This is a genomic window from Sphingomonas sp. AC522 (genome assembly GCF_979258125.1).
In genome coordinates this window covers 2,573,617-2,595,932 of the sequence record NZ_OZ409836.1, presented here as the reverse complement: position 1 = coordinate 2,595,932, position 22,316 = coordinate 2,573,617, and the positions used below count along the sequence as shown (strand labels likewise).

Genomic DNA, 22,316 nt, shown 5'->3' with positions numbered 1-22,316 from the left:
TAGGTGTCGGCGCCCCGAGAGAAGTTTGCGTGCTCTTGCACGAAATTCGGTGGCTATGCCAGAGCCTCGCCCATCCTGCGGATCGAGGCGACCTTGGCGTTGAGCGCGGTCCAGTCGTCGTGTTCGGCGATCGGGGCCCAGATCGCCTCGACTTCGTCGATCAGCATCGAGCAGGGCTCGGTATCGCGCCAATATTCATGGTCGCGCGGCTTGCGGGGTTCGTAGCCAGCGACTTGCGCGCGGAGCTCGGCGAAGGGCTCGCCATAGATTTCGGGGAGCTCTCCGCCGAATGCGTCGTAATAGAAGAGGTCGAGCGGGGCCCGGGTGGCGGTAAGGGCGCGCTCCACCGACTGGACGAGCGCGCGGTCCTGCTCGGGGGTACGCGGATTGAGGCCCAGGCGCCAGAGGACTGCGGCGGTTACTTCGCGCTGATAGGTTGGCGCAAAAAGGTCCATTGCCTCGACCAACGGCGCTTCGTCGCAGATCAGCCGCAGCGAGCTGGCGAGCTGCATCACGTCCCAGAAGATTGCCTCGGGCTGGCGGCCAAACGAATAGAGCCCGGCATGATCGAAATAAGCGGCAGTGAAGGCTGGGTCCCAGGTCGGGGTCCAGCGCCACGGGCCGTAATCGAAGCTTTCGCCGGTGACGTTGATATTGTCGCTGTTAAGCACGCCGTGGACGAAGCCGGCCGCCATGAACTGACCGGCGAGGCGGGCGGTGCGCTGGGCGACGAGGGTCAGCAGGCGCTGGGGGGCGTCGTCGCCGGCCTCCTCGCCATAATAATGGCCCAGGACATAGGCGGTGAGCCTGGCGAGGTTCTCGGTATCCTGGAAATAAGCCAGCCGCTGGAACACGCCGATGCGGATGTGGCCGTGGTTGAGGCGAACCATCACCGCCGAGCGGGTGGGGGAGGGCTCATCGCCGCGGTGTAGCTCCTCGCCCGTCTCGATCAGCGAGAAGGTTCGCGATGTCTCTACGCCCAGTGCCTCGAGCATTTCGGTGGCGAGGATTTCGCGGATGCCGCCCTTGAGGGTCAGGCGGCCGTCGCCGAAGCGGCTATAGGGCGTCTGGCCCGAACCCTTGGTGCCGAGATCCATCAGGCGGCCGTTTTTGTCGAGCATCTGCGCGAAAAGAAAGCCGCGGCCGTCGCCAATTTCGGGATTGTACACGCGGAACTGATGCCCGTGATAGCGCAGCGCTAGCGGACGGGGCTGGGCGCCCGGCAGCGGCTCGAAACGCCCGAAATGGCGGACCCATTCGGCGTCGCTCAGGCCCTCCAGGCCGATCTGTGCGGCGGCGCGATCGTTGCGGAAGCGCAGGATCGTCTTGGGAAAGCTCGCGGCGGAAACCGGATCGGCGAATTCGTCGCCAAGTTGGTCGATGGCGTGTTGCGGAGTGAAGAGCATGAAGCGATATGGGGAGCGATGAGTGAGCGGCGCAACTACACAGATGGGTTTTGGTGGTCGCGCGACGAGCTGAGGCTCCATTATCGCGATTATGCCGGCCCCTCGGACAAGCCGCCGATTCTGTGCTTCCCGGGCCTGACGCGCAACGCCCGCGATTACGAGCTGCTTGCCGAGCGGCTGGCGGGCGAATGGCGGGTGATCCTGGTCGAATTCCGCGGCCGGGGCGAAAGCGCCTATGCCAAGGATCCGATGAGCTATGTGCCGCTTGCCTATCTGCAGGATGTCGAGGGGCTGCTCGCGGACCAGAAGATCGATCGGTTCGTGGCGATCGGCACGTCGCTGGGCGGAATCGTAACGATGCTGCTGGCAGGGACGGGCGCGCAGCGGCTGGCGGGCGTGGTGCTCAACGATGTCGGGCCCGAGATCGACGCGGCGGGGCTGGCGCGGATCCGGACTTATGTGGGCAAGGGCGTGTGGCACCCGACCTGGATGCATGCGGCGCGCGCAGTCGCCGAGGGCAATGCCGACGTCTATCCCGATTTCGGCATCGAGGATTGGCTGCGCATGGCCAAGCGGCTGTACAAGGTAAACAGCTCGGGGCGGATCGTGCTCGATTACGACATGAAGATCGCGGAGCCATTCCGCGTGCCCGGCAACGAGACCGCGGCCGATATGTGGCCGACGGTGGACGCGCTGCAGGGCAAGCCGCTGCTGGTGGTGCGCGGCGAGCGATCGGACATATTGAGCGCGGCTGTGGCGGCGAAGATGGTCAAGCGCGTCAAAGGCGCGGAGCTGGTGACGGTGCCGGGGATCGGGCACGCGCCGACCCTGGACGAGCCCGAAGCGTTTGCGGGGATCGAGCGGCTTCTGGCTCGCGTCTGACCCGAGACCGGCAGGTTTAGTGCCGGTGCTCGCGCTTCAAATTGTAGCGCCCGGCGGCATAGCCATCGAACAACCCGTCGATCGCCGGATGGTCCACCGGATCCTCGCTGTCGTCGACCACCAGATTCTGCTGGCTGACATAAGCGATGTAGCTCGATTCGGCATTTTCGGCGAGCAGATGGTAAAAGGGCTGGTCCTTGCGCGGACGGACGTCCTCGGGGATCGCCTCATACCATTCGTCGCTGTTCGCAAAGACCGGATCGACATCGAAGATCACGCCGCGAAACTCGAACAGGCGGTGCTTGACGACATCGCCGATCGCGAAGCGCGCAGTGGCTACCGGCGGCATCGGGACCGACGCTTCATAGGGGATCGCAGGTTCGACAGGGTGCGTCATGCACCTAATCTAATGTTTCCGCCGCGTCGCACAAGGACTGCGCTTGCGGGCCGCAATTCATTGCGCTAGAGGCCCGCCCTCTATCGACCGGTGCCGCTTCGGGAATTCCTCAGACGGCATCTTATGACCTCGCGGAGAGGTGGCAGAGTGGTCGAATGTACCGCACTCGAAATGCGGCGTGGGTTAACGCTCACCGTGGGTTCGAATCCCACCCTCTCCGCCATGGTCCTACCCGCCTGACGCGGGTCTGATCGCAGCTTGTCGCTCCGCGAATCGCCTCCCAACCCACAGCCTCGACACGATTTAGCTGCTACCAACGGTCGCATTTTTTGCGCCTACATGTCTAGATTGTCCGCGTTGTCATGTAGCGAAGTACCTACATTTCCGCCTATATGTTGCTAAACATGTCCGGTTCGCGAAATCCGCGGGTAGGGCAGCTATTTGCCCTTGCCGCCCTCCGCACTTCGCGGCTCCCTCATCGAAATAATCGCGTTGAGGGGGACTGGGATGCTGATGGAATTGATCAACGATGCGTGGCGGGCGTTGGGGGATGTCCTCGCGCCGCACGGGCCCGCGGTAAACGCGCTCAAGAGCTACGCACCGAGCGATTACAGCATCCATTTCTTCCTCCAGCTCGCGGTGATCATCCTCGCCTGCCGCGTCGTCGGATGGCTGGGGCAGAAGTTTCTGGGCCAACCCCAGGTCGTCGGTGAGATGATTGCGGGCGTCGTACTCGGGCCGTAGCTGTTCGGTCTGCTCTTTCCCGATCTCCAGCTTGCGATCTTCCCCAAGGAGACCCGCAACGTCCTCTATGTTGGCGCTCAGCTCGGCGTGGGGCTCTACATGTTCATGGTCGGCCTGACGCTGCAGCTCGATCACTTCCAGTCCAAGGCAAGGAGCGCCGCTGCGGTCTCGGCGGCGGGCATCGCCGCGCCGTTCCTGCTTGCCGCGGTGATCACGCCCTTTTTGCTTACCGTGCCGGGGCTGTTCACGCCCGGGATCAGCCAGGGCAATGCGACGCTGTTCATGGGCGCGTGCATTGCGCTCACCGCTTTCCCGATGCTTGCGCGGATCATCAACGAGCGCGGCCTGGCCAACAGCGCGCTTGGCACCTTGTCGCTGACGGCAGGCGCTTTCGACGATGCGGTTTCGTGGTGCGTTCTGGCGATCGTACTCGCCACTTTCGGCGCAGGGGCCGGCGTGGCCGTCATCGCGATCGGCGGGGCCATCCTGTACACCGCCTTCATGCTGCTGTTCGGCCGCAAGCTGCTCGCGCCGCTCGGTCGCATGGTCGAGGAAAAGGGCGAGATGACCACGCAGATGCTCGCCGTCACGATGATGCTGTTCTGTACCTCCGCCTTCATTATGGACGCGATCGGGATCCACGCGATCTTCGGCGGCTTCCTGATGGGCGTGTGCATGCCGCGTGGATTGTTTGTCGAGGAGCTCAAGAAGAAGGTCGAGCCGCTGGCAGTCGTGCTGCTGCTGCCGATGTTCTTCACTTATTCGGGGCTCAACACCCGGATGGACATGGTCAATTCGGTTTCGCTGCTGCTGATCGCGCTGGGTATCCTGGCGGTGTCGGTGGTCGCCAAGTTCGGCGCATGCTGGGCGGCGGCGCGGCTTTCGGGCGAAGACAATCGCACCGCGCTGGGCATCGGCGCGCTGATGAACTCGCGCGGGCTGATGGAGCTGATCATCATCAATATCGGGCTGCAAAAGGGCATTATCGGCCCGACCTTGTTCTCGATGCTGGTGCTGATGGCGATCGTCACCACCGTGATGGCGACCCCGCTGTTCGAGGCGGTCTATGGCAAGAGAGCCCGCGAAACCGGCGAACTCGATGCCGTGCCGGGCAGCATGGCCGCCGCCTGATCCCTCCTTGTGCCCCGCCGCGCATCGGCGGGGCACATCTTTTCAGGAGACGTGGAATGCGAACCGCGCCGCTCATTTTGGCGGGACTGCTGATCGGCGGGACTGCCCATGCTCAGAACGTGACCCTAAAGCCCAGCGCCGACGTTCGCCTGCGCTACGAGCAAATCGACCAGGATGGGCTGGCGCGCGACGGCGATGCGCTCACTCTGCGCGTCCGCCCCGGCGTGACGGCGGCAAGCGGCGAGTGGTCGGCGCTCGCCGAGGCGGAGGCGACACTGGCGGTGATCGAGAATTATAACAGCGGCACCAATGGCAAGCTGGCCTATCCGCTGGTCGTCGATCCAGCCAATTTCGAGCTTAACCGCGCGCAGATCCGTTATGCGCGGAAGGATGGCTTGGCGCTGACCGCCGGGCGGCAGCGCGTCGAGCTTGCCGACCAGCGCTTCGTCGGCTCGGCGGGTTGGCGCCAGAACGAGCAGACCTTCGATGCGCTGCGGATGCAGATCGGCAAGTCGCTCGGGTTCGGCGCGGATCTCACTTATGCGCGAAACGCCCTGACAGTGAACGGCCGCAACGGAACTGGCGCGCGGCCCCAGGCGATCGGCGGCGACAGTGTGTTCGCGCTGGTCAATTACGCCACCAAGGCAGGGACGCTGACTGGCTTCGCCTATCTGGTCGATCAGGATCAGGCCGCGGTGCAGGGGTTCCGGCTGTCGAGCCAGACCTATGGCGTGCGCTTTGCCGGCTCGACACCCCTGAGCAGGAATGTGAAGCTCGGCTATGCAGCCAGCTGGGCCCGGCAGAGCGACTATCATCGCAACCCCAATGACTATTCAGCCGATTATTTTCTCGGCGAGCTGAGCCTTGCCGCCAAGGGCTTCACCGCGACCGCCGGTTATGAAGTTCTCGGCGCCGACAAGGGCGCAGCCCTGACCAGCGTCCAGACGCCGCTCGCTTCCTATTTCAAATGGAACGGCTGGGCCGGAAAGTTCGGCACGACTCCGCCCAATGGTCTGCGCGACCTGTATGGCAGCGCCGGCTATGGCTGGAAGAAAGTCGGCGGGCTCGATGCCATCACGCTCTCCGCGACCTATCATCGCTTCGCCAGCGATCGGTTACGGCTGCGTTATGGCGACGAGATAGACCTGCTGGCGAGCGTCAAGCGCGGGCGGGCGACATTATCCGCCCGCTATGCGCATTACCGCGCAGGCGCCTTCGCGACCGATACCGACAAGGGATGGTTGCAGCTGGACTGGAGCCTCTAGCCTCAGTCCAGCAGTTCCACTGCCACCGCAGTCGCCTCGCCGCCGCCGATGCACAGCGAGGCGAGGCCGCGCTTCTGGCCTGTGGTCTCCAGGGCCGAGAGCAACGTCGCCATCACCCGCGCGCCGCTGGCGCCGATCGGGTGGCCGAGCGCCGTCGCGCCGCCGTGAATGTTCATTTTGTCATGCGGAATGCCGAGATCGTGCATCGCGATCATCGCCACGCAGGCGAACGCTTCGTTGACTTCGAACAGATCGACATCGCCGATCTGCCAGCCCGCCTTTTCCAGCGCCTTGCGCATCGCGAAGACGGGTGCAGTGGTGAAGCGCGAGGGGGCATGGGCATGACCGGCATGCGAGACGATGCGCGCCACCGGTGTGAGACCGAGCCTTTCGGCAACCGACATGCGCGTCATCACCAGCGCCGCCGCACCGTCCGAGATCGACGAGGCATTGGCGGCAGTGATCGTGCCATCCTTCGAGAATGCGGGCTTGAGCGTAGGGATCTTGGAGGCGTCGCCCTTGGCGGGCTGCTCGTCCTGGCTGACCGTGGTCATGCCCTTGCGGCCCTTCACTTCGACCGGCACGATTTCGCGATCGAATGCGCCCGATTTCTGCGCTTTCTGCGCACGCTCCAGGCTGGCGATTGCGTAATCGTCCTGCGCGCCCCGAGTGAACTGATATTCCTGCGCCGTCTCCTCGGCGAAGCTGCCCATCAGCCGGCCGGGCTCATATGCGTCCTCAAGCCCGTCGAGATACATGTGATCCTTCATCACATCATGGCCGATCCGGGCACCGCTGCGGTGGCGCATCGACAGATAGGGCGCGTTGGTCATGCTCTCCATGCCGCCCGCCACGATCAAGTCGATCGAGTGCGCAGCCAGCGCTTCGGCGGCCATGATCGCCGCCTGCATGCCCGATCCGCACATCTTGTTGAGCGTGGTCGCCTCTATATGCGAAGGAAGTCCGGCCTTTAGCGCCGCCTGGCGCGCGGGGGCCTGGCCAAGCCCGGCGGGGAGCACGCAGCCCATATAGATGCGCTCGACCGCATCGCCCTTCAGCCCCGCACGCTCCACTGCCGCGCCGACCGCGGCCGCGCCGAGATCGGTGGCGCTGGCGTCGGTGAGCGAGCCCTGAAAGCTGCCCATCGGCGTGCGGGCATAGGATGCGATGACGATCTGGTCGGCGGACATTTTTGATCCCCTGATGTGTTGGGCGCGATCTAGTGACTCGCGTGGCGGTTTGCAAAAGCCGCTGCCAGCCCGCAGGAAAGGCCCGCATGACATTCGTCGACATCTGCAAATGGTACGCTTCGATCAGCGGCATCATCGCCTGTTTCATGGTTTCGCTGGACAATGGCCGGCGCGTGACCGGCTGGGGGTTTGCGCTGTTCGTCACCTCGAGCATCGCCTGGATCACCGGCGCGCTGCTTTCGAGCGACGAGCCTTTATGGACCCAGAATCTGGTGCTGTTCTGGATCAACGCATTCGGCGTCTATCGCTATCTGATCCGCAAGCGCGCGCCGCGTGACGCCGATTGAAGCTTGGCTTTGGCCGGCGGGGCTGGGGCTGCTCGGGCTGCTGCTCGGCAGCTTCATCGTCACCGTCGCGATCCGCTGGCCGGAAGGGCGAAGTGTAGCGCGGGGGCGCTCCGAATGTGACGGGTGCGGAAAGGTGCTGGGGCCGCACGAGCTGGTGCCGGTGCTGAGCTATTTGGTGCAACGCGGACGATGCCGGGGGTGTGAAGAGCGAATATCCGTCTTGCATCCGACGATTGAATTGCTGGGGCTGGCGATTGGGTTGCTTGCGGGATGGCTGCAGCCGGGCTGGATGGGTGCGGCCTTTGCGGTCTTCGGCTGGCAGCTGCTGGCGCTCGGCGCGCTGGATTGGCGGGCGCTGTGGCTGCCCAATCTCCTCACCGGGGCATTGGCACTGTCCGGTGCCGCGACGATGTGGCTGCTATACGGCGATTTCCCCGAATTGATCCTGCTCAACGGGCTGATCGGTTTTGCTTCGCTGGAGGCCGTACGGCTGGGATATCGGGCGATCCGCGGCCGCGAGGGACTGGGGGCAGGCGATCCTAAATTATTTGCGGGCATCGCGATCTGGCTGGGCTGGAATATGCTGCCCGCCGTGCTGCTGATGGCTTGCATAGTCGGACTTTGCGCCATCGCGGCGAAGCATGTCTCGGGAGCTGGGGTCTCTGGGACCGACAAATTGCCGCTCGGGACCCTGCTCGCGGCGGCGGCGTTCATCGGGTGGGTGGCAATGGCGCTTCGCCCGCTGATATAGCTACGCACCTAAAGTAATCGGGTATATTGCGACGATCGACGTGGCGCTGGATGCTACTCCGGTGACGGCTGCGGGAACCCTGGTCGGGCTTGCGGCGCGGGCGGGTGCAAGCGACGTCGAAGTGGAGAACTTTGGCCCCATCGATGCGAACGCCGCTCGCCGGCTCGCGGCGGCGCGCGCAGTGGCGAACGGCAAGGAGCAGGCGGAGGCGATTGCGAGTGCATCGGGCGCCCGGCTTGGGCCGTTGCTGCGCGTCGTCGATCCCGCATCGAGGATCGATGGCCAGGGCTATGTTTTTACGGCTGAGGATTCACTGCAGCGAGTGTCGGCCAATGGCCGTCCTCCGCGACCGGTCACTGTCGAAATAAACCCTGCACCGGTGAAGACCAGTGTTCAGCTCACGCTGGTCTTCGAGATCCTGCGATGAGCATGCAGGAATTCCTCGAACCCCAGGGCAACCCATTCAGGCCGAGCTTCCCATGTCGCTGGAGCACGGCGAGCACCAAATTGCCGCTCGGCGTGATGTTGGCCTTGGCAGGCTGGACGTGGTGGGTGATGATCGCGCCGAGACAGGCGGTGCCCGATGGCAATCGGATCGTCTTGATCGAGGCAAGCGGCGCGGAAGCGGGGAGGGAATGACATGCGGGCAAGCTGGATAGCCGGGGCAGGATTGCTGATGGCGGTGTTGCCGGGCCTCGCGGCGGCGCAGGACCAGGCGCCGCGGACCATCCAGGTTTCGGGCACCGGATCGGTGGAGACGCCGCCCGACATGGCCGGCATCACCTATATCGTGCGCGGCGAAGGCCCGACCTCCGATGATGCGGTGCGGGCGATGACCGTGAAGAAGGCCGCGATCGAACAGGCGATCGGCGGCAGCGGCAAAGCCACCACCGGCACCATGCAGATCGGCGAATTGCGCGGACCGCGCTGCGCCGCGGCCTATGACCATGTGCCGCAAGCTTCGGACGGCGCGTGCGCGCTGCAGGGCTATAGCGCGACCATGACCGTCGTTCTGCGCTTCAAAGGCGCGGAATTGGCCGGCACCCTGAGCGGCGTCGCGGCCAAGGCCGGCGCAAGCAATGTCTCGCTGACCGGATTCTGGATCAGCAATCCCGAGGCGGCGCGGCAACGCGCGATGGCTGAGGCAGTCGCGGATGGAAAGAAGCAGGCCGAGGCGGTGGCGCGTGCCACCGGCGTGACGCTCGGCCCGTTGATCCGGGTTTCCGATCCCAATGGCGGCAGATATTATGGGGAGGGCAGTGCGGCGCTGGCGCGTGCATCATACGGGTCTTCGCCGCGCGTAGAAGTGCCGCTTACGCCCGCGCCCGTCAGCACCGCTGTCGTGCTGACCCTCACCTACCAGATCGAGCGCTGAGCCATGCAGGATATTCTCGAACGCCAGCGCAAGGCCTTCATGGCCGAGCTTCCCGTCTCGCTGGAGGCGCGCCGCGACCGGCTGAAGCGCGCGATCGCGATGGTTTCGGACAATGCCGACCGGCTGTGCGACGCGCTTTCGGAGGATTTCGGGCATCGCAGCCGCGAGCAATCGATGCTCACCGACATCGCCGCATCGGTGGCGCCGCTCAAGCATGCGCTCAAGCATGTAAAACGCTGGATGAAGCCCGAGAGGAAGCCGGTGCTGTTTCCACTCGGCCTGCTCGGCGGGCGCGGATGGATCGAGACGCAACCCAAGGGCGTGGTTGGGATCATCGCGCCGTGGAACTTCCCGGTCCAGCTGGTGATGAGCCCGCTCGCCGGCGTGTTTGCCGCCGGTAACCGCGCGATGGTCAAGACGAGCGAATTTACGCCGATGGTGGCGGCTTTGTTCGAAGAGCTTGGGGCGAAGTATTTCGCGGTCGAGGAATTGGCGTTCGTCAGCGGCGGGCCGGAGGTGGGGAAAGCCTTTGCCGGGTTGCCCTTCGACCACCTTCTGTTCACCGGCGCTACCGGGATCGGCCGGCACATCCTGCATGCCGCGGCAGACAATCTGACGCCGGTGACGCTCGAACTGGGCGGCAAATCGCCGGTGATCCTGGGGCGCTCGGCCGATATTGCGCGGGCGACCGAGCGGGTGGCGCTCGGCAAGATGATGAACGCGGGGCAGATCTGCCTGGCGCCCGATTACATGCTGGTGCCCGAGGAAAAAGAGGCCGAGGTCGTCGCCGGGCTGACTGCGGCGGCATCCGCCATGTACCCGACTTTGCTCAGCAACCCGGACTATACCGCGATCATCAACGACCGGCATTTCCAGCGGCTGACCACCTGGATCGACGATGCCCGCGCACGCGGCGCCGAGGTGATCGCAGTCAATCCGGCCAAGGAGGATTTCAACGCGACCAATTCGCGCAAGATGCCGCTCCACATCGTCCGCAACCCCACCGACGACATGACGGTGATGCAGGAGGAGATTTTCGGCCCCATCTTGCCGGTGCGGACCTACAAGACGCTCGAGGGTGCGATCGAGGAAGTGAACCGACGCGATCGTCCTCTGGGGCTCTATTATTTTGGCAGCGATGGTGACGAGCGTCGCCGTGTGCTCGACCGGACGATCTCGGGCGGAGTCACCATCGACGACGTGATCTTCCACATCAGCCAGGAGGAACTGCCCTTTGGCGGGGTAGGACCATCGGGGATGGGCGCCTACCATGGCGAAATCGGGTATCGCACGTTCAGCCATGCCAAGAGCGTGTACAGGCAGCCGCGGATCGACGTGGCGGGGCTGGCGGGACTCAAGCCACCTTATGGCAAGAAGACGCGGGCGAGTGTGGCGCGGCAGATGAAGGGGTAGGATGGTGCCCGGCCCGTTTGTCACCACGGACTTGTTCCGGGGTCCAGGGCGCGGACATAGACTTTCATCGAGCTTCGATCGCATCGCTTGCCGCCCGCTTGACCCCGGAACAAGTCCGGGGTGACAGTGGAAAGGTAGGCGGGGTTCGGCATGGCAAAGCCACACCGTCGGTCGGCGCTCGTGGCGCCGCGGCCGTGCGGCTTGAGGCTGGCAACAGCTTCGCTATCGCTTGGCCCGCCGCGAAAAAAAAAGGCCGCCCCGGAGGGCGGCCATGAAAAGTTTTAGGAGAGGATGCCTGAAAGGCCCGATCTTTGTGCAGCGCAGCGGATAATTGTGCAAGTGCGTAATGATACCGATATCATTGCAGAAAACGCAACCGGACATCGTTGTCAGTTGCAACAAGCGACGAGTGGCAGCACGGTGGCGTCATGTCCGATCTAAAACTCGATGCCTTCCTGCCCTATCGCCTCTCGATTGCGTCCAACGCCGTCTCGGACGCGGTGGCGAGCGCGTATCGTACGCTGTTCGGTCTGCGAATTCCCGAGTGGCGGCTGATCGCGGTGCTCGCGGAGGGCGGCAATATGAGCCAGCAAGCGCTGTGCGGGCGCACGCGGATGGACAAGGTCACGGTCAGTCGCGCGGCAATCGCGCTGGCTGATCGCGGGCTGATCGCGCGGGCCAGCAATCCCGAGGACCAGCGTTCGCATCTGCTGACGCTGAGCCAGGAGGGCTGGGCGCTTTACGAGCAGGTCTCGCCCAAGGCGCTTGAGTTGGAACGGCGGATCTTCGCGGAATTCAGCCAGGCCGAGCGCATGCAGCTCCAGGCGATGCTCGATCGCATTGAGGCGGCAGTCGAGGCGATCGACGCGCGGGGTTGATCCTGCCCGCTTGCTTGGCCTAATCGCTCCCGCGCCCTCCCCAGGCGAACCGACCAATGCCCATGAGGAGGATTTCATGCCTATCGACCGCTCCGGCCTGACCGTCGCCGATCCGCTTGCGCGCTTCGTCGAAGAGTGCGTGCTACCGGGACTGGAGATCGATGCAGAAGCATTCTGGCGGGGCGCGGCGGAGATCTTCGCGCGGTTTGCGCCCAAGAATCGCGCACTTCTCGCTCGGCGCGACGAACTGCAGGCGCTGATCGACGCGCGCTATCAGGCGGGCGAGGCGGTGGACGAGGCATGGCTTCGCGAGATCGATTACCTCGTGCCCGAGCCCGCGTCGTTCGAAGTCGGCACGGCGAATGTCGACGACGAGATTGCGCGGATGGCCGGGCCGCAGTTGGTCGTGCCGGCGCTCAATGCTCGCTTCGTGCTCAACGCCGCCAATGCACGCTGGGGCAGCCTGTACGATGCGCTTTACGGCACCGACGCGCTGCCGAGAGCAGCCGAGCCGGGCGGATATGACGCGGAGCGGGGGGCGCAGGTGATCGCCTGTGCCAAGGCGTTCCTCGACCAGGCCGTGCCACTGGCCGAGGGAAGTTGGGCCGACCTGAGCGGTGAGCCGATGCTGCGCGATCCGTCACAGCAAGTCTCACCGATGCTGTTTCGACATAATGGGCTGCACATTGATGTAGTGATCGACCGTGAGCATCCGATCGGGCGCAGCGATCCTGCAGGCATAGCCGATGTGATGCTCGAATCGGCGCTGACGACGATCGTCGATCTCGAGGACTCGATCGCGGCAGTGGATGCCGAGGACAAGGTCGCGGCCTATGCCAATTGGCTGGGGCTGATGCGCGGCGATCTCGAGGAGAGCTTCGAGAAGGGCGGCAAGACGCTGACGCGGCGTCTTAATGCCGACCGGCAAGGGCTGCCGGGCCGCTCGCTGCTGTTCGTCCGCAATGTCGGGCATTTGATGACCAATCCAGCGGTGCTGCTCGCCGACGGCAGCGAGGCGCCTGAGGGTATTCTCGATGCGATCCTGACCAGTACGATCGCGCTGTATGACCTGCGGGGGCTGGGCAAATACCGCAACAGCCATGCCGGCTCGGTCTACATCGTCAAGCCCAAGATGCACGGACCCGAGGAATGCGCGTTTACCGATGGCCTGTTCAACGCGGTCGAGGATATGCTCGGGCTGGCGCGCCACACGATCAAGGTCGGTGTGATGGACGAGGAGCGGCGGACTTCGGCAAATCTCGCCGCGTGCATTCATGCCGTGAGGGACCGCATCGCCTTCATCAACACCGGCTTTCTCGATCGCACCGGTGATGAGATTCACACCGCGATGCAGGCGGGGCCATTCATTCCCAAGGCCGAGATAAAGGGCGCCGCCTGGATCAAGGCCTATGAGGATCGCAACGTCCGCATCGGGCTTGCCGCGGGGCTGTCGGGCAGGGCGCAGATCGGGAAGGGGATGTGGGCGGCGCCCGATCGCATGGCCGACATGCTCGAACAGAAGATCGCGCATCCCCGAAGCGGGGCCAACACCGCGTGGGTGCCTTCGCCGACCGCGGCGACGCTGCATGCGCTGCATTACCACCAGGTCGATGTCTTCGCTCGCCAGCGCGAGATTGCGGCTGAGGCAGTTCCTGGTCTGCCGCCGTTGCTCACCGTGCCGATCGCGGCCGGCCGCAACTGGAGCTCGGAAGAGATCGCCCAGGAACTCGACAATAATGCGCAGGGCATCCTCGGCTATGTCGTGCGCTGGATCGATCAGGGGGTCGGCTGCTCAAAGGTGCCCGATATTCACGATGTGGGGCTGATGGAAGACCGCGCGACTCTGCGCATCTCATCGCAGCACATGGCCAATTGGCTACTTCACGGCGTGTGCAGCGCCTCCGATGTGGATGCCGCGCTCCAGCGCATGGCGGCGAAGGTCGATGCGCAGAACGCCGGCGATCCGCTCTATCGGCCGATGGCGGGCAGCCCCGACAGCCTGGCGTTTCAGGCGGCACGGGCGCTGGTGTTCGAGGGGCGTGGCCAGCCCAATGGCTATACCGAGCCGCTGCTCCACCGCTTTCGCGCCGAAGCGAAAAAAGAAGTGCGGAGCCAAAGTGATAGTTGAACGTTGCGCATGCGAGAGGGACGGGGAATACACCGCCCCGGAGGAAAAAGTTGCGTAAAGGGGTGAAGGCGGTTTGGCTCGCCACATTGGCGGGAACGGCGTTCGTGCCGGGTGTGGCATGGGCGCAGATCGCCGATCCCAAGCCCGGCCAGGGCGCTCCTGTCGACGCGCCCAAACCCCCACCGCCGGCCGAGACCGATATCAAGCCGATCGTTCCGGATGCCGAGTTCGAAGCGGCCATCCCGAAGCTAAGCGACGACATCAATGCACCGCTTGAGCCGATCGAGGGCTTCACGCCTGCGCCCAGCCAGGGCCAGCAAGCCGCCGAGGTGCGCGCGCAGGTCGAGGAGAGCTTTACCGCGGCGCCCGCCGAGGATCCCGAATTCGCCCGGCCCTTGCCGGCGCTCGCCGAATTCAAGGTCGAGCCGCCCGTCGAGATCAAGGCCGACGACCCGAAGGCCGTCACTATCCGCTACAAGACGGTGCTCGAAGGGCTGGCCGAAGTTGATCTCGACGATCGCTTCCGCTCGCTCTCCGCGCTAGAAGACGGCGACGGCAAGGCCGCCAACGCCGCCATGGTCGCCGCCCGGGCGCGCGAGGACGAGCGACTGGCGATCCGGCTGATGCAGTCGCTCGGCTATTATGACGGTACGGCGATTTCTTCGGTCGAGCAGGTGCCGAAGAATTCGGGCAACGTCGTCGCCACGGTCACCGCCAGCCCCGGCGCGCTCTATCGGCTCGGGACGGTCCAGATCACCGCCGATCCGACGGTGCCCGCGGGGCTGCTCGAACGCGAGCTCAACCTCAAGTCCGGCGACCCGATCGAGGCGATCCGGGTGCAGGGCGCGGAGGCCAATGTCAGCCTCAAGCTGCCGCAGCAGGGTTATCCGTTTATCAAGCTGGGCGATCGCGACATCCTGCTCGATGAGGAAACGCATATCGGCGATTACACGCTGCCGGTCGCGCTCGGCCCGCGCGCGGTGTTCGGCGAAGTGGTGACCCAGGGGCGGCGGCCGGTGTTCGATGTCGACCATCTTCGGCTGCTGCGGCGCTACACGCCGGGCACGATCTACGACGTGCGCCAGACCGATGATCTGCGCGATGCGCTGATCGCGACCAGCTTGTTCTCGACCGTCTCGGTCGAACCGGTGCGCACCGGCGTGCCTGGGCCGGACGGCACCGAAGTGGTCAATATCCTGGTGCGCCAGACCGCCGGCCGCCCGCGGACGATTGCGGGCGAGGCCGGCTATTCGACCGGGCAGGGCCTGCGCGTCGAGGGCAGTTGGACGCACCGCAACCTGTTCCCGCCCGAAGGCGCACTGATCGCCAGCGGCGTGCTCGGTACGCAAGAGCAGGGTGCCTCGGTGACATTCCGCCGCTCGAACGCCGGCCAACGCGACCGCACCTTCCAGGCAAGGTTCGCGCTCAACCATTCGGACTATGCTGCGTTCGAATCCTACACCGGCACGCTGATGGCGCGCATCTCGCGCGCTTCTACGCCGATCTGGCAGAAGCGCTGGACCTATTTCTACGGTGTCGAGATCGTCGGATCGAACGAGGACCGTTTCAACTTCGACACCGGCGCGCGCGACCGCGGCACCTGGCTGATCGCGGCGCTGCCTACCTTTCTTGGCTATGACCGATCGGATGACTTGCTCAACCCAACGCGCGGCTACCGGATCAAGGGCAATGTCAGCCCCGAAACCTCGGTCCGTGGCCGGGCGCGGCCCTATGCGCGGCTGATGCTGGAGGGCACCTATTATCAGCCGGTATCGAGCAGCATCGTCGTGGCGGCGCGCGCTCGGGTCGGCTCGATCCCCGGCATCGACCGCAACGATTTGCCCCCCTCGCGGCGCTATTATGCTGGCGGAGGCGGATCGGTGCGCGGATTCGGCTATCAGGAGCTGGGGCCGCGCTCGCCCGATGGAAAGCCGGTGGGCGGCCGCAGTTTCAACGAATTCGCGATCGAGGCGCGTTACCGCTTCGGCAATTTCGGGATCGTGCCGTTCATCGATGCGGGACAGGTCTATGAGGGCGTCTATCCGACTGGTCAGAACATGCGCTTCGGCGCCGGGATCGGCGGACGTTATTATACCAATTTCGGCCCGCTCCGCGTCGATGTGGCGACGCCGTTCAAGCGCCAGAAGGGCGAATCCAAGATCGCGCTGTATATCTCTATCGGCCAGGCATTCTGATGGCGGACGAGACGCCTGACATCGTGGTGGTGCGCAAGCCGCTATGGCGGCGGATCGTAATCTGGGTGGCGGCGGCATTGGCGGCGCTCGCGCTGCTTCTGGCTGCGGCAGTCTTGTTGATCAACACCCAGCCGGGACGCGACTTTGTCGTGCGTCAGCTCAACAGCTTCACGCTCGCCTCGGGGCTCAATTTTCGCATCCAGCGGATCGAGGGCTCGCTTTACGGGGCGATGGTGCTGCGCGGCGTCGAAGTGCGCGATGCGCAGGGGACTTTCGCGACGGCGCAGGAAATGCGCATTGATTGGCGGCCGTTCGCCTATGTGCGCAATCACGTCGATATCCGCAGCCTGACCAGCCCTGAAGTCAAGCTTGCCCGGCTGCCGGCGCTCAAGCCCTCGGGCGATCCCAATGCGCCGCTGCTACCCAATATCAATATCGACATCGCCAAGCTCGACATTGTCCGGATCGACATCGCACCCGCGGTCACTGGGCAGCGGCATATCGCCCGGCTTTCCGGTAATGCGCATCTCGCGGACGGACGCGCCCAGATCACTGCCAATGGCGGTACGGTCGCGGCGCCCGGAGTGGCGGGCGGTGACCGGCTTGCGCTGCGGCTCGATGCCGTGCCCGACAAGAACCGGTTGGACATCGGATTGCAGCTCGATGGTCCCGCGGACGGGCTGATCGCCGGCCTGGCGGGGCTCGAGGCGCCGCTGTCGGTGCGCGTCGACGGCAAGGGCGATTGGGCAAGCTGGCAGGGCAAGGCGGTGAGCACCCTGGGCGGACAGCCGCTCGCCGACCTGGGCGTTGCGGCGCGAAACGGCCGCTTTCAGGTGCGCGGGCCGACCAATCCGGGATTGTACATGAAGGGTCCGGTCGAGCGCCTCGCGGCACCGCGACTCGACCTCGATCTCGATTTCGCATGGGCGGACCGCAAGGCGGACGGTATTCTCAAGCTGCACAGCAAGGCGATGTCGGTGGAGGCGAAGGGCGTGATCGATCTCGCGCAGAACCGCTTCGGCAATCTCAATGTGGATGCGATGCTGCTCACTCCCGGCTCGATCGCTCCCGATCTGCGCGGGCGATCGGTGCGCGTCGGGCTGGCGCTCGACGGCCCGTTCGCTTCGCCGGTGGTCGATTACAAGATTCAGGCTGCGGCGCTGGCGTTCGGAGAAACCGGCGTCGAAGGACTGTTCGCCGAGGGCAGGGCGCGGGTCGATGCCGATCGCATCCTCGTGCCGGTGCGTGCCAAGGCGGCGCGGGTGACGGGGCTCAACGCCGCAGCGGGTGGACTGGTGACCAACCTGACCGTCAATGGCGACCTGGCGATCTCGGGCAGCCAGATCCTGTCCGACAATCTCAAGCTGCATTCGGACCGGATCGACGCGACGGCAATCATCGCCGCGGATGTGAGCACGGGGCGCTATACCGGCGCGCTCAAGGGTCGCATCAACGATTATCAGATCGACGGCGTTGGCGTGGTCAATCTGCGCACCGATGCCGAGCTGTTTGCCGCCCCCGGCGGCGGCTGGGGGATCCGCGGGCAGATCGCCGGCGAAACGCGGCGCATCTTTAGCGATGGCGCGCGTGAGTTCCTGGGCGGCAATGCCGTCGCCTCGGCAAGACTGTCGCTCGATCCGCGCGGCATTGTGACCATTAGCGACGTAAAGATGCGCGCGCCCGAATTCCGAATCACGCGCGGATCGGGGCGATACGATCCGGCCGGGCCGATCCTGCTCGATGCCGATGCGGTGTCCAATGCCTATGGGCCGCTTACCGCGCGGATCACCGGCACGCTCAATGCTCCCGAGATTTTGCTGCGCGCTGCGCGGCCCGGGCTGGGCGTGGGGTTGGTCGACCTGACCGCACGCGTGCGCGGACGTGGCGACGCTTACGCCGTGAGCGCGACTGGGGGCACCAATTACGGGCCGTTCAGCGCCGATGTGCTGGTGCGCACCGGCAGGTTGCTCGCCATCGATATCCAGAAGGCGCGCTTTGCGGGCATGGATGTTGCCGGACAGTTGCAGCAGACCGCTGCCGGGCCATTCGCCGGCGCGCTGAGCTTCAACGGATCGGGCGTGACCGGTTCGGCGCAACTGGCTGCGCAGGGCAATTTGCAGCGCGCCGATATCGAAGCGAAGGCACTCAACGCAACGATTCCGGGCGACGCCGGGCTGACGATCGGGCGGGCATTGGTCACGGCCAGCGTGGTGCTGGCGGACACACCCGAGATCGTGGCCGACGCACAGGTCGCAAACCTGCGCTATGGGCCGACCACGACGATCAAGACTGGGCGCGTCAAGATCGACTATCGCGGCGGCAGTGGCAGTGCCCAGGCGCTCGCCACGGGCTCGACGGGTGTACCGTTCCGCATCGCCGCCAATGCGCGGTTCGCGCCCGAGCAATGGCTGATTGCGATGGACGGCCAGGCAAGCGGCGTGAAATTCCGCACCACCGCACCCGCGCGCATTGCCTTGCGCGGCGACACCTACACCTTGCTCCCCACGGTGATCGACTTCGACAAGGGCAGCGCGCGGTTGGCGGGCAGCTATGGCAACGGCGTAGTCCTGCGGGCGCGGCTCGACAGCCTTGATCTGTCGCTGCTCAACCTGTTGCGGCCGGGCATCGGCATCGATGGCACTGCGACCGGAAGCCTGGATTTCGCGCAGGCGAATCCGGCGGCGTTCCCTAGCGCCGATGCGCGGCTCGAGCTCAAAAATTTCACGCGCACCGGCCTCGCCAGCGTCTCGACGCCGGTCGATATTAGCTTCGTCGGCAAGCTGCTCCCCGATGGCGGTGATGCCCGCGCGCTGATCCGCCGCGGCGGCGCTACCATCGGGCGTGTCGTCGCGACGCTCAACCCGCTCGGGCCCGAAGCCGGGAGCTGGACTACGCGCATGCTCGCGGCGCCGCTTGGCGGTGGGATTCGATATAATGGCCCGGCGGCGGTGCCGTTCTCGCTCGCGGGCCTTGCCGATCAGCATCTCGATGGCGCGATCGGGATCGCCGCCGATTTCTCGGGCCGGGTGCGCGAGCCATTCCTCAACGGCGTCGTCCGCGCGAATGCGCTCACCTATGAGAACGAGACGTTCGGCACGCGGCTGACCAATATGAAGATCGACGGGCGCTTCTCGAACGACGAATTCATCCTGAATTCGATCACTGCGACTGCCGGAGACGGCACAGTCAGCGCGTCGGGCCGCGTGGGTCTGTCGCAGGCAGCGGACTATCCGATCACGCTCACTGCGGACTTCAACAATGCCCGGCTCGCCCGCAGCGATTCGCTCGGCGCGACCGCGACCGGCCAGATCAAGCTGACCAAGGCGCCGGGCGTCGCGAAGATCGAAGGCCGTATCGATATCCCGGAGGCGCGCTACGAAATCATCCGCCAGGGCGCCGCCGAAGTCGCCGAGCTGACCGGCATCCGCCGCAAGAGCGAGCTCAATGCCGATGGCAGCAGGCCGTCACCCAAGCCGGGCTTCGCCGGGATATTCGATCTCTCGCTCCGCATTCGCGCGCAGAACCAGCTTTTCGTGTCTGGCATGGGACTCGAATCCGAGTGGCGCGCGAACATCCTGGTCGGCGGCACCTCGGCGGCGCCCGATGTGCGCGGCACGATGGAGATTGTGCGGGGCACGTACAGTTTCGCGAGCCGGCGTTTCGAAATCGATCGCGGGACGATCCGCTTCCAAGGCGGCAAGATCTCGAACCCGACGATCGACCTCTCGGCAGACACGACTGCCGAGGGAGTCACGGCGATCCTCAATGTCACGGGCACCGCGCAGCAGCCGCGCATCGCCTTCACTTCGTCGCCGAGCCTGCCGCAAGAGGAAGTGCTCGCGCGATTGTTCTTTGGGACCAACGTCACCAATCTGTCGGCGACCGAGGCGATCCAGCTTGCTGCCGCGCTCAATTCGCTGCGTGGTTCGGGCGGCGGGCTCAATCCGCTCGGCAAGCTGAAGTCCGCGACGGGCATCGACCAGTTGCGCATCCTGGGCGCCGACGATGCGGCAGGACGTGGGACCGCGCTGGCGGCAGGCAAATACCTGACCGACGATATCTACATCGAGATCATTACTGACGCCCGCGGCTTCACTGCCACGCAGCTCGAAATCTCGCTCACCCGCGCGCTCAGCCTGCTCTCGCAGACCGGATCGTTTGGGGGCTCCAGCGTCAGCCTGAGATACTCGAAGGATTATTGACCGCTACTTACCCTTGTGTAAGCAAGGGTAAGAGCGGGAGAGCCTGAGTGACCGAGCATTTCGACGTGATCGTGGTGGGCGCCGGCATTTCCGGCGTGGGGGCGGCCTATCACCTGCAGGCGCATTCGCCCGACCGGTCGTACATGATCCTGGAGGGCCGGGAGCGACTGGGCGGGACCTGGGACCTGTTTCGCTATCCGGGCATCCGCTCGGACAGCGACATGTATACCCTCGGCTTCTCGTTCAAGCCGTGGACCCAAGCCAAGTCGATTGCCGATGGTCCTTCCATCCTGAGCTATCTAGACGAGACTGCGCGCGAGCACGGCATCGACAAGCATATTCGCTATTCGCACCGGCTGAGCCGTGCCGAATGGTCGAGCGAGGACGCCTGCTGGACGCTCACCGTGACCCGCGGCGGCCAGGAGGTGCGCTTCACTTGCTCCTTCCTGTTCATGTGCACCGGCTATTATAATTACGCCCAGGGCTTCACGCCCGAATTCGCGGGGGCGGGGGATTTCGCGGGGCAGATCGTCCACCCGCAATTCTGGACGCCCGATATCGACTATGCCGGCAAGCGCGTGGTTGTGATCGGCAGCGGCGCGACCGCGGTGACTTTGGTGCCGGAACTTGCCAAGCAGGCAGCCCATGTGACGATGCTTCAGCGCTCGCCGACCTATATCGCGTCGCTGCCATCGGAGGATGCGATGGCGAACCGCCTGCGCAAGATTTTGCCGGCGAAGACCGCTTATGCGATCACGCGCTGGCGGAACGTGCTGCGCCAGCAATTCCTCTATTGGTTCATGCGCAAGCGGCCGGAGAAGGCGGGCGAGAAGCTCGTCCAGATGGTCCGCGACGAGCTGCCTGATTATGACGTGGAAACGCATTTCACGCCCAAATACAATCCGTGGGACCAGCGCCTGTGCCTGGTGCCCGATGCCGATCTGTTCGGCGCGATCCGCGGCGGCAAGGCGGATGTGGTGACCGACACGATCGACCATTTCACCCTGGATGGCATCGTGCTGAGTTCGGGCAAGCAGCTTCCAGCGGATCTGGTGGTGACAGCGACGGGGCTTCAGATCCAGTTGATGAGCGACGTGCCGTTCCTGGTCGATGGCAAGCAGATCGTCTGGTCCGACCAGACGATGTACAAGGGCATGATGTTTTCGGACGTGCCCAACATGGCGATGTCGTTCGGCTACACCAATGCGAGCTGGACGCTCAAATCTGACTTGACCGCGGGCTATGTGACGCGGCTGCTCAATGCGATGAAGAAGCGCGGAATGCGGCAGGTTACGCCGCGGGTTGAGGGCTCGGTCGAGCCGATGCCGTTCCTCGATTTCACTTCGGGCTATGTCCAGCGGGCGATCGACAAATTGCCGCGCCAGGGAACGCGCAAGCCGTGGCGGCTCAACCAGAATTATACGCGCGACATCATGGCGCTGAAGTTCGGTGGGATCGATCGGGAGATGGAATTTTCCAATCCGGAGCCGAAGGCGAAAAAGGCCGCCTAGGCACTTTTGCTGCGCAGCAAAGCCGAGCGCAGGCATTCGCAGACCAGCTCGCCGCGCTGGTTGTGCATCTGGTGGCGCCAGGTGACGATGCCCTGACCGGGGCGCGATTTGCTCGGGCGCAACTCGGTGACTTCGGACGAGGCTCGCAACGTGTCGCCGATGAATACGGGCTTGGGCATCACCAGCTTGTCATAGCCGAGATTGGCGACGAGCGTGCCCGCGGTGGTGTCGCCCACGGTGATGCCGACCATCAGGCCGAATGTGAAAGTGCCGTTGACGAGGATCTGGCCGAACTCGGACGCCTTTGCCGCCTCCGCGTCGATGTGGAGCGGCTGGGTATTGTGGGTGAGGGTGGAGAAGAGAAGATTGTCGGTCTCGGTGACGGTGCGGCGGAGATCGTGCTCGATCCGGTCGCCGATCTGCCATTCGTCGTAGAATTTTCCGGGCATTGCATTTCCATTCGTTGATCGCCCTCACCCTTCCAGCGCTTCGCGCCTCCTC

16 protein-coding genes, 1 tRNA gene and 2 pseudogenes are annotated in these 22,316 nt (G+C 64.8%); 15 read left to right on the top strand and 4 right to left on the bottom strand.

The features are described from left to right. Positions 1-53: 53 nt before the first annotated feature. Positions 54-1,406 (bottom strand): protein adenylyltransferase SelO family protein, encoded by a 1,353-nt coding sequence (locus ACZZZM_RS12910; RefSeq protein ID WP_463595493.1) that lies wholly within the window; start codon positions 1,404-1,406, stop codon positions 54-56. 18 nt (positions 1,407-1,424) lie between these two features. On the opposite strand from ACZZZM_RS12910, the gene ACZZZM_RS12905 reads away from it, so the two are divergent. After that, positions 1,425-2,288: an alpha/beta fold hydrolase gene (locus ACZZZM_RS12905; RefSeq protein ID WP_463595492.1), complete on the top strand. Its 864-nt coding sequence runs from the start codon at positions 1,425-1,427 to the stop codon at positions 2,286-2,288. Positions 2,289-2,304: 16 nt separating this feature from the next. Here the strand turns inward: ACZZZM_RS12905 and hspQ are convergent, their stop codons facing one another. Further along, complete coding sequence (hspQ, locus tag ACZZZM_RS12900; RefSeq protein WP_463595491.1) at positions 2,305-2,685, bottom strand: heat shock protein HspQ; 381 nt, start codon at positions 2,683-2,685, stop codon at positions 2,305-2,307. A gap of 133 nt (positions 2,686-2,818) precedes the next feature. On the opposite strand from hspQ, the gene ACZZZM_RS12895 reads away from it, so the two are divergent. The 3 genes and pseudogenes from ACZZZM_RS12895 (at position 2,819) to ACZZZM_RS12885 (ending at position 5,825) form a co-directional block, all read left to right on the top strand. Further along, a tRNA-Ser gene (locus ACZZZM_RS12895) sits at positions 2,819-2,908 on the top strand. Positions 2,909-3,192: 284 nt separating this feature from the next. Continuing rightward, positions 3,193-4,560 (top strand): annotated as a pseudogene (locus tag ACZZZM_RS12890) (cation:proton antiporter). Between the two features lie 56 nt (positions 4,561-4,616). Next, the gene (locus ACZZZM_RS12885; RefSeq protein WP_463595490.1) at positions 4,617-5,825 is read left to right on the top strand and encodes an alginate export family protein; all 1,209 of its coding nucleotides are present in this window, start codon (positions 4,617-4,619) and stop codon (positions 5,823-5,825) included. A 2-nt stretch (positions 5,826-5,827) separates the two neighbouring features. On the opposite strand, the gene ACZZZM_RS12880 is transcribed toward ACZZZM_RS12885, so the two are convergent. Continuing rightward, positions 5,828-7,015, bottom strand: a complete 1,188-nt coding sequence (locus ACZZZM_RS12880; protein WP_463595489.1) for an acetyl-CoA C-acyltransferase — start codon at positions 7,013-7,015, stop codon at positions 5,828-5,830. An 86-nt stretch (positions 7,016-7,101) separates the two neighbouring features. Here ACZZZM_RS12880 and ACZZZM_RS12875 point away from each other — a divergent pair, with 86 nt between their 5' ends. The 11 genes and pseudogenes from ACZZZM_RS12875 (at position 7,102) to ACZZZM_RS12825 (ending at position 21,815) form a co-directional block, all read left to right on the top strand. Beyond that, positions 7,102-7,362, top strand: a complete 261-nt coding sequence (locus ACZZZM_RS12875; RefSeq protein WP_463595488.1) for a hypothetical protein — start codon at positions 7,102-7,104, stop codon at positions 7,360-7,362. After that, positions 7,349-8,113, top strand: coding sequence for a prepilin peptidase (locus ACZZZM_RS12870; RefSeq protein WP_463595487.1), 765 nt, complete (start codon positions 7,349-7,351; stop codon positions 8,111-8,113). The genes ACZZZM_RS12875 and ACZZZM_RS12870 overlap by 14 nt, the downstream gene beginning before the upstream one ends. Positions 8,114-8,126: 13 nt before the next feature. Beyond that, positions 8,127-8,540: pseudogene (locus ACZZZM_RS12865) on the top strand (SIMPL domain-containing protein); the annotation flags it as partial. After that, positions 8,537-8,752 carry a hypothetical protein gene (locus ACZZZM_RS12860; RefSeq protein WP_463595486.1) on the top strand — a complete coding sequence of 72 codons (216 nt, stop codon included), beginning with the start codon at positions 8,537-8,539 and terminating at the stop codon, positions 8,750-8,752. The pseudogene ACZZZM_RS12865 and the gene ACZZZM_RS12860, both read left to right, overlap by 4 nt. A gap of 1 nt (position 8,753) precedes the next feature. Further along, the gene (locus ACZZZM_RS12855) at positions 8,754-9,488 is read left to right on the top strand and encodes an SIMPL domain-containing protein (RefSeq protein WP_463595485.1); all 735 of its coding nucleotides are present in this window, start codon (positions 8,754-8,756) and stop codon (positions 9,486-9,488) included. Between the two features lie 3 nt (positions 9,489-9,491). Then, positions 9,492-10,901, top strand: coding sequence for a coniferyl aldehyde dehydrogenase (locus ACZZZM_RS12850; protein ID WP_463595484.1), 1,410 nt, complete (start codon positions 9,492-9,494; stop codon positions 10,899-10,901). 428 nt (positions 10,902-11,329) lie between these two features. Continuing rightward, positions 11,330-11,779, top strand: coding sequence for a MarR family winged helix-turn-helix transcriptional regulator (locus tag ACZZZM_RS12845; protein ID WP_463595483.1), 450 nt, complete (start codon positions 11,330-11,332; stop codon positions 11,777-11,779). Between the two features lie 76 nt (positions 11,780-11,855). Next, entirely contained in the window at positions 11,856-13,907 is a 2,052-nt protein-coding gene (locus ACZZZM_RS12840) for a malate synthase G (RefSeq protein ID WP_463595482.1), read from the top strand. A gap of 62 nt (positions 13,908-13,969) precedes the next feature. Next, positions 13,970-16,102, top strand: coding sequence for an autotransporter assembly complex protein TamA (locus tag ACZZZM_RS12835; RefSeq protein WP_463595481.1), 2,133 nt, complete (start codon positions 13,970-13,972; stop codon positions 16,100-16,102). Next, positions 16,102-20,304, top strand: coding sequence for a translocation/assembly module TamB domain-containing protein (locus ACZZZM_RS12830; protein ID WP_463595480.1), 4,203 nt, complete (start codon positions 16,102-16,104; stop codon positions 20,302-20,304). Before ACZZZM_RS12835 ends, ACZZZM_RS12830 begins: the two co-directional genes overlap by 1 nt. 47 nt (positions 20,305-20,351) lie before the next feature. Beyond that, positions 20,352-21,815 carry a flavin-containing monooxygenase gene (locus tag ACZZZM_RS12825; RefSeq protein ID WP_463595479.1) on the top strand — a complete coding sequence of 488 codons (1,464 nt, stop codon included), beginning with the start codon at positions 20,352-20,354 and terminating at the stop codon, positions 21,813-21,815. On the opposite strand, the gene ACZZZM_RS12820 is transcribed toward ACZZZM_RS12825, so the two are convergent. Next, the gene (locus ACZZZM_RS12820) at positions 21,812-22,264 is read right to left on the bottom strand and encodes a MaoC family dehydratase (protein ID WP_463595478.1); all 453 of its coding nucleotides are present in this window, start codon (positions 22,262-22,264) and stop codon (positions 21,812-21,814) included. The two genes, ACZZZM_RS12825 and ACZZZM_RS12820, sit on opposite strands and share 4 nt — an antisense overlap. Between the last annotated feature and the right edge of the window lie 52 nt (positions 22,265-22,316).

Coding starts and splice junctions, on each gene's coding strand:
- ACZZZM_RS12885 (WP_463595490.1), top strand. CDS start 4,617: ATGCGAACCGCGCCGCTCATTTTGGCGGGACTGCTGATCGGCGGGACT.
- ACZZZM_RS12820 (WP_463595478.1), bottom strand. CDS start 22,264: ATGCCCGGAAAATTCTACGACGAATGGCAGATCGGCGACCGGATCGAG.
- ACZZZM_RS12850 (WP_463595484.1), top strand. CDS start 9,492: ATGCAGGATATTCTCGAACGCCAGCGCAAGGCCTTCATGGCCGAGCTT.
- ACZZZM_RS12860 (WP_463595486.1), top strand. CDS start 8,537: ATGAGCATGCAGGAATTCCTCGAACCCCAGGGCAACCCATTCAGGCCG.
- ACZZZM_RS12840 (WP_463595482.1), top strand. CDS start 11,856: ATGCCTATCGACCGCTCCGGCCTGACCGTCGCCGATCCGCTTGCGCGC.
- ACZZZM_RS12845 (WP_463595483.1), top strand. CDS start 11,330: ATGTCCGATCTAAAACTCGATGCCTTCCTGCCCTATCGCCTCTCGATT.
- hspQ (WP_463595491.1), bottom strand. CDS start 2,685: ATGACGCACCCTGTCGAACCTGCGATCCCCTATGAAGCGTCGGTCCCG.
- ACZZZM_RS12875 (WP_463595488.1), top strand. CDS start 7,102: ATGACATTCGTCGACATCTGCAAATGGTACGCTTCGATCAGCGGCATC.
- ACZZZM_RS12830 (WP_463595480.1), top strand. CDS start 16,102: ATGGCGGACGAGACGCCTGACATCGTGGTGGTGCGCAAGCCGCTATGG.
- ACZZZM_RS12880 (WP_463595489.1), bottom strand. CDS start 7,015: ATGTCCGCCGACCAGATCGTCATCGCATCCTATGCCCGCACGCCGATG.
- ACZZZM_RS12905 (WP_463595492.1), top strand. CDS start 1,425: ATGAGTGAGCGGCGCAACTACACAGATGGGTTTTGGTGGTCGCGCGAC.
- ACZZZM_RS12855 (WP_463595485.1), top strand. CDS start 8,754: ATGCGGGCAAGCTGGATAGCCGGGGCAGGATTGCTGATGGCGGTGTTG.
- ACZZZM_RS12910 (WP_463595493.1), bottom strand. CDS start 1,406: ATGCTCTTCACTCCGCAACACGCCATCGACCAACTTGGCGACGAATTC.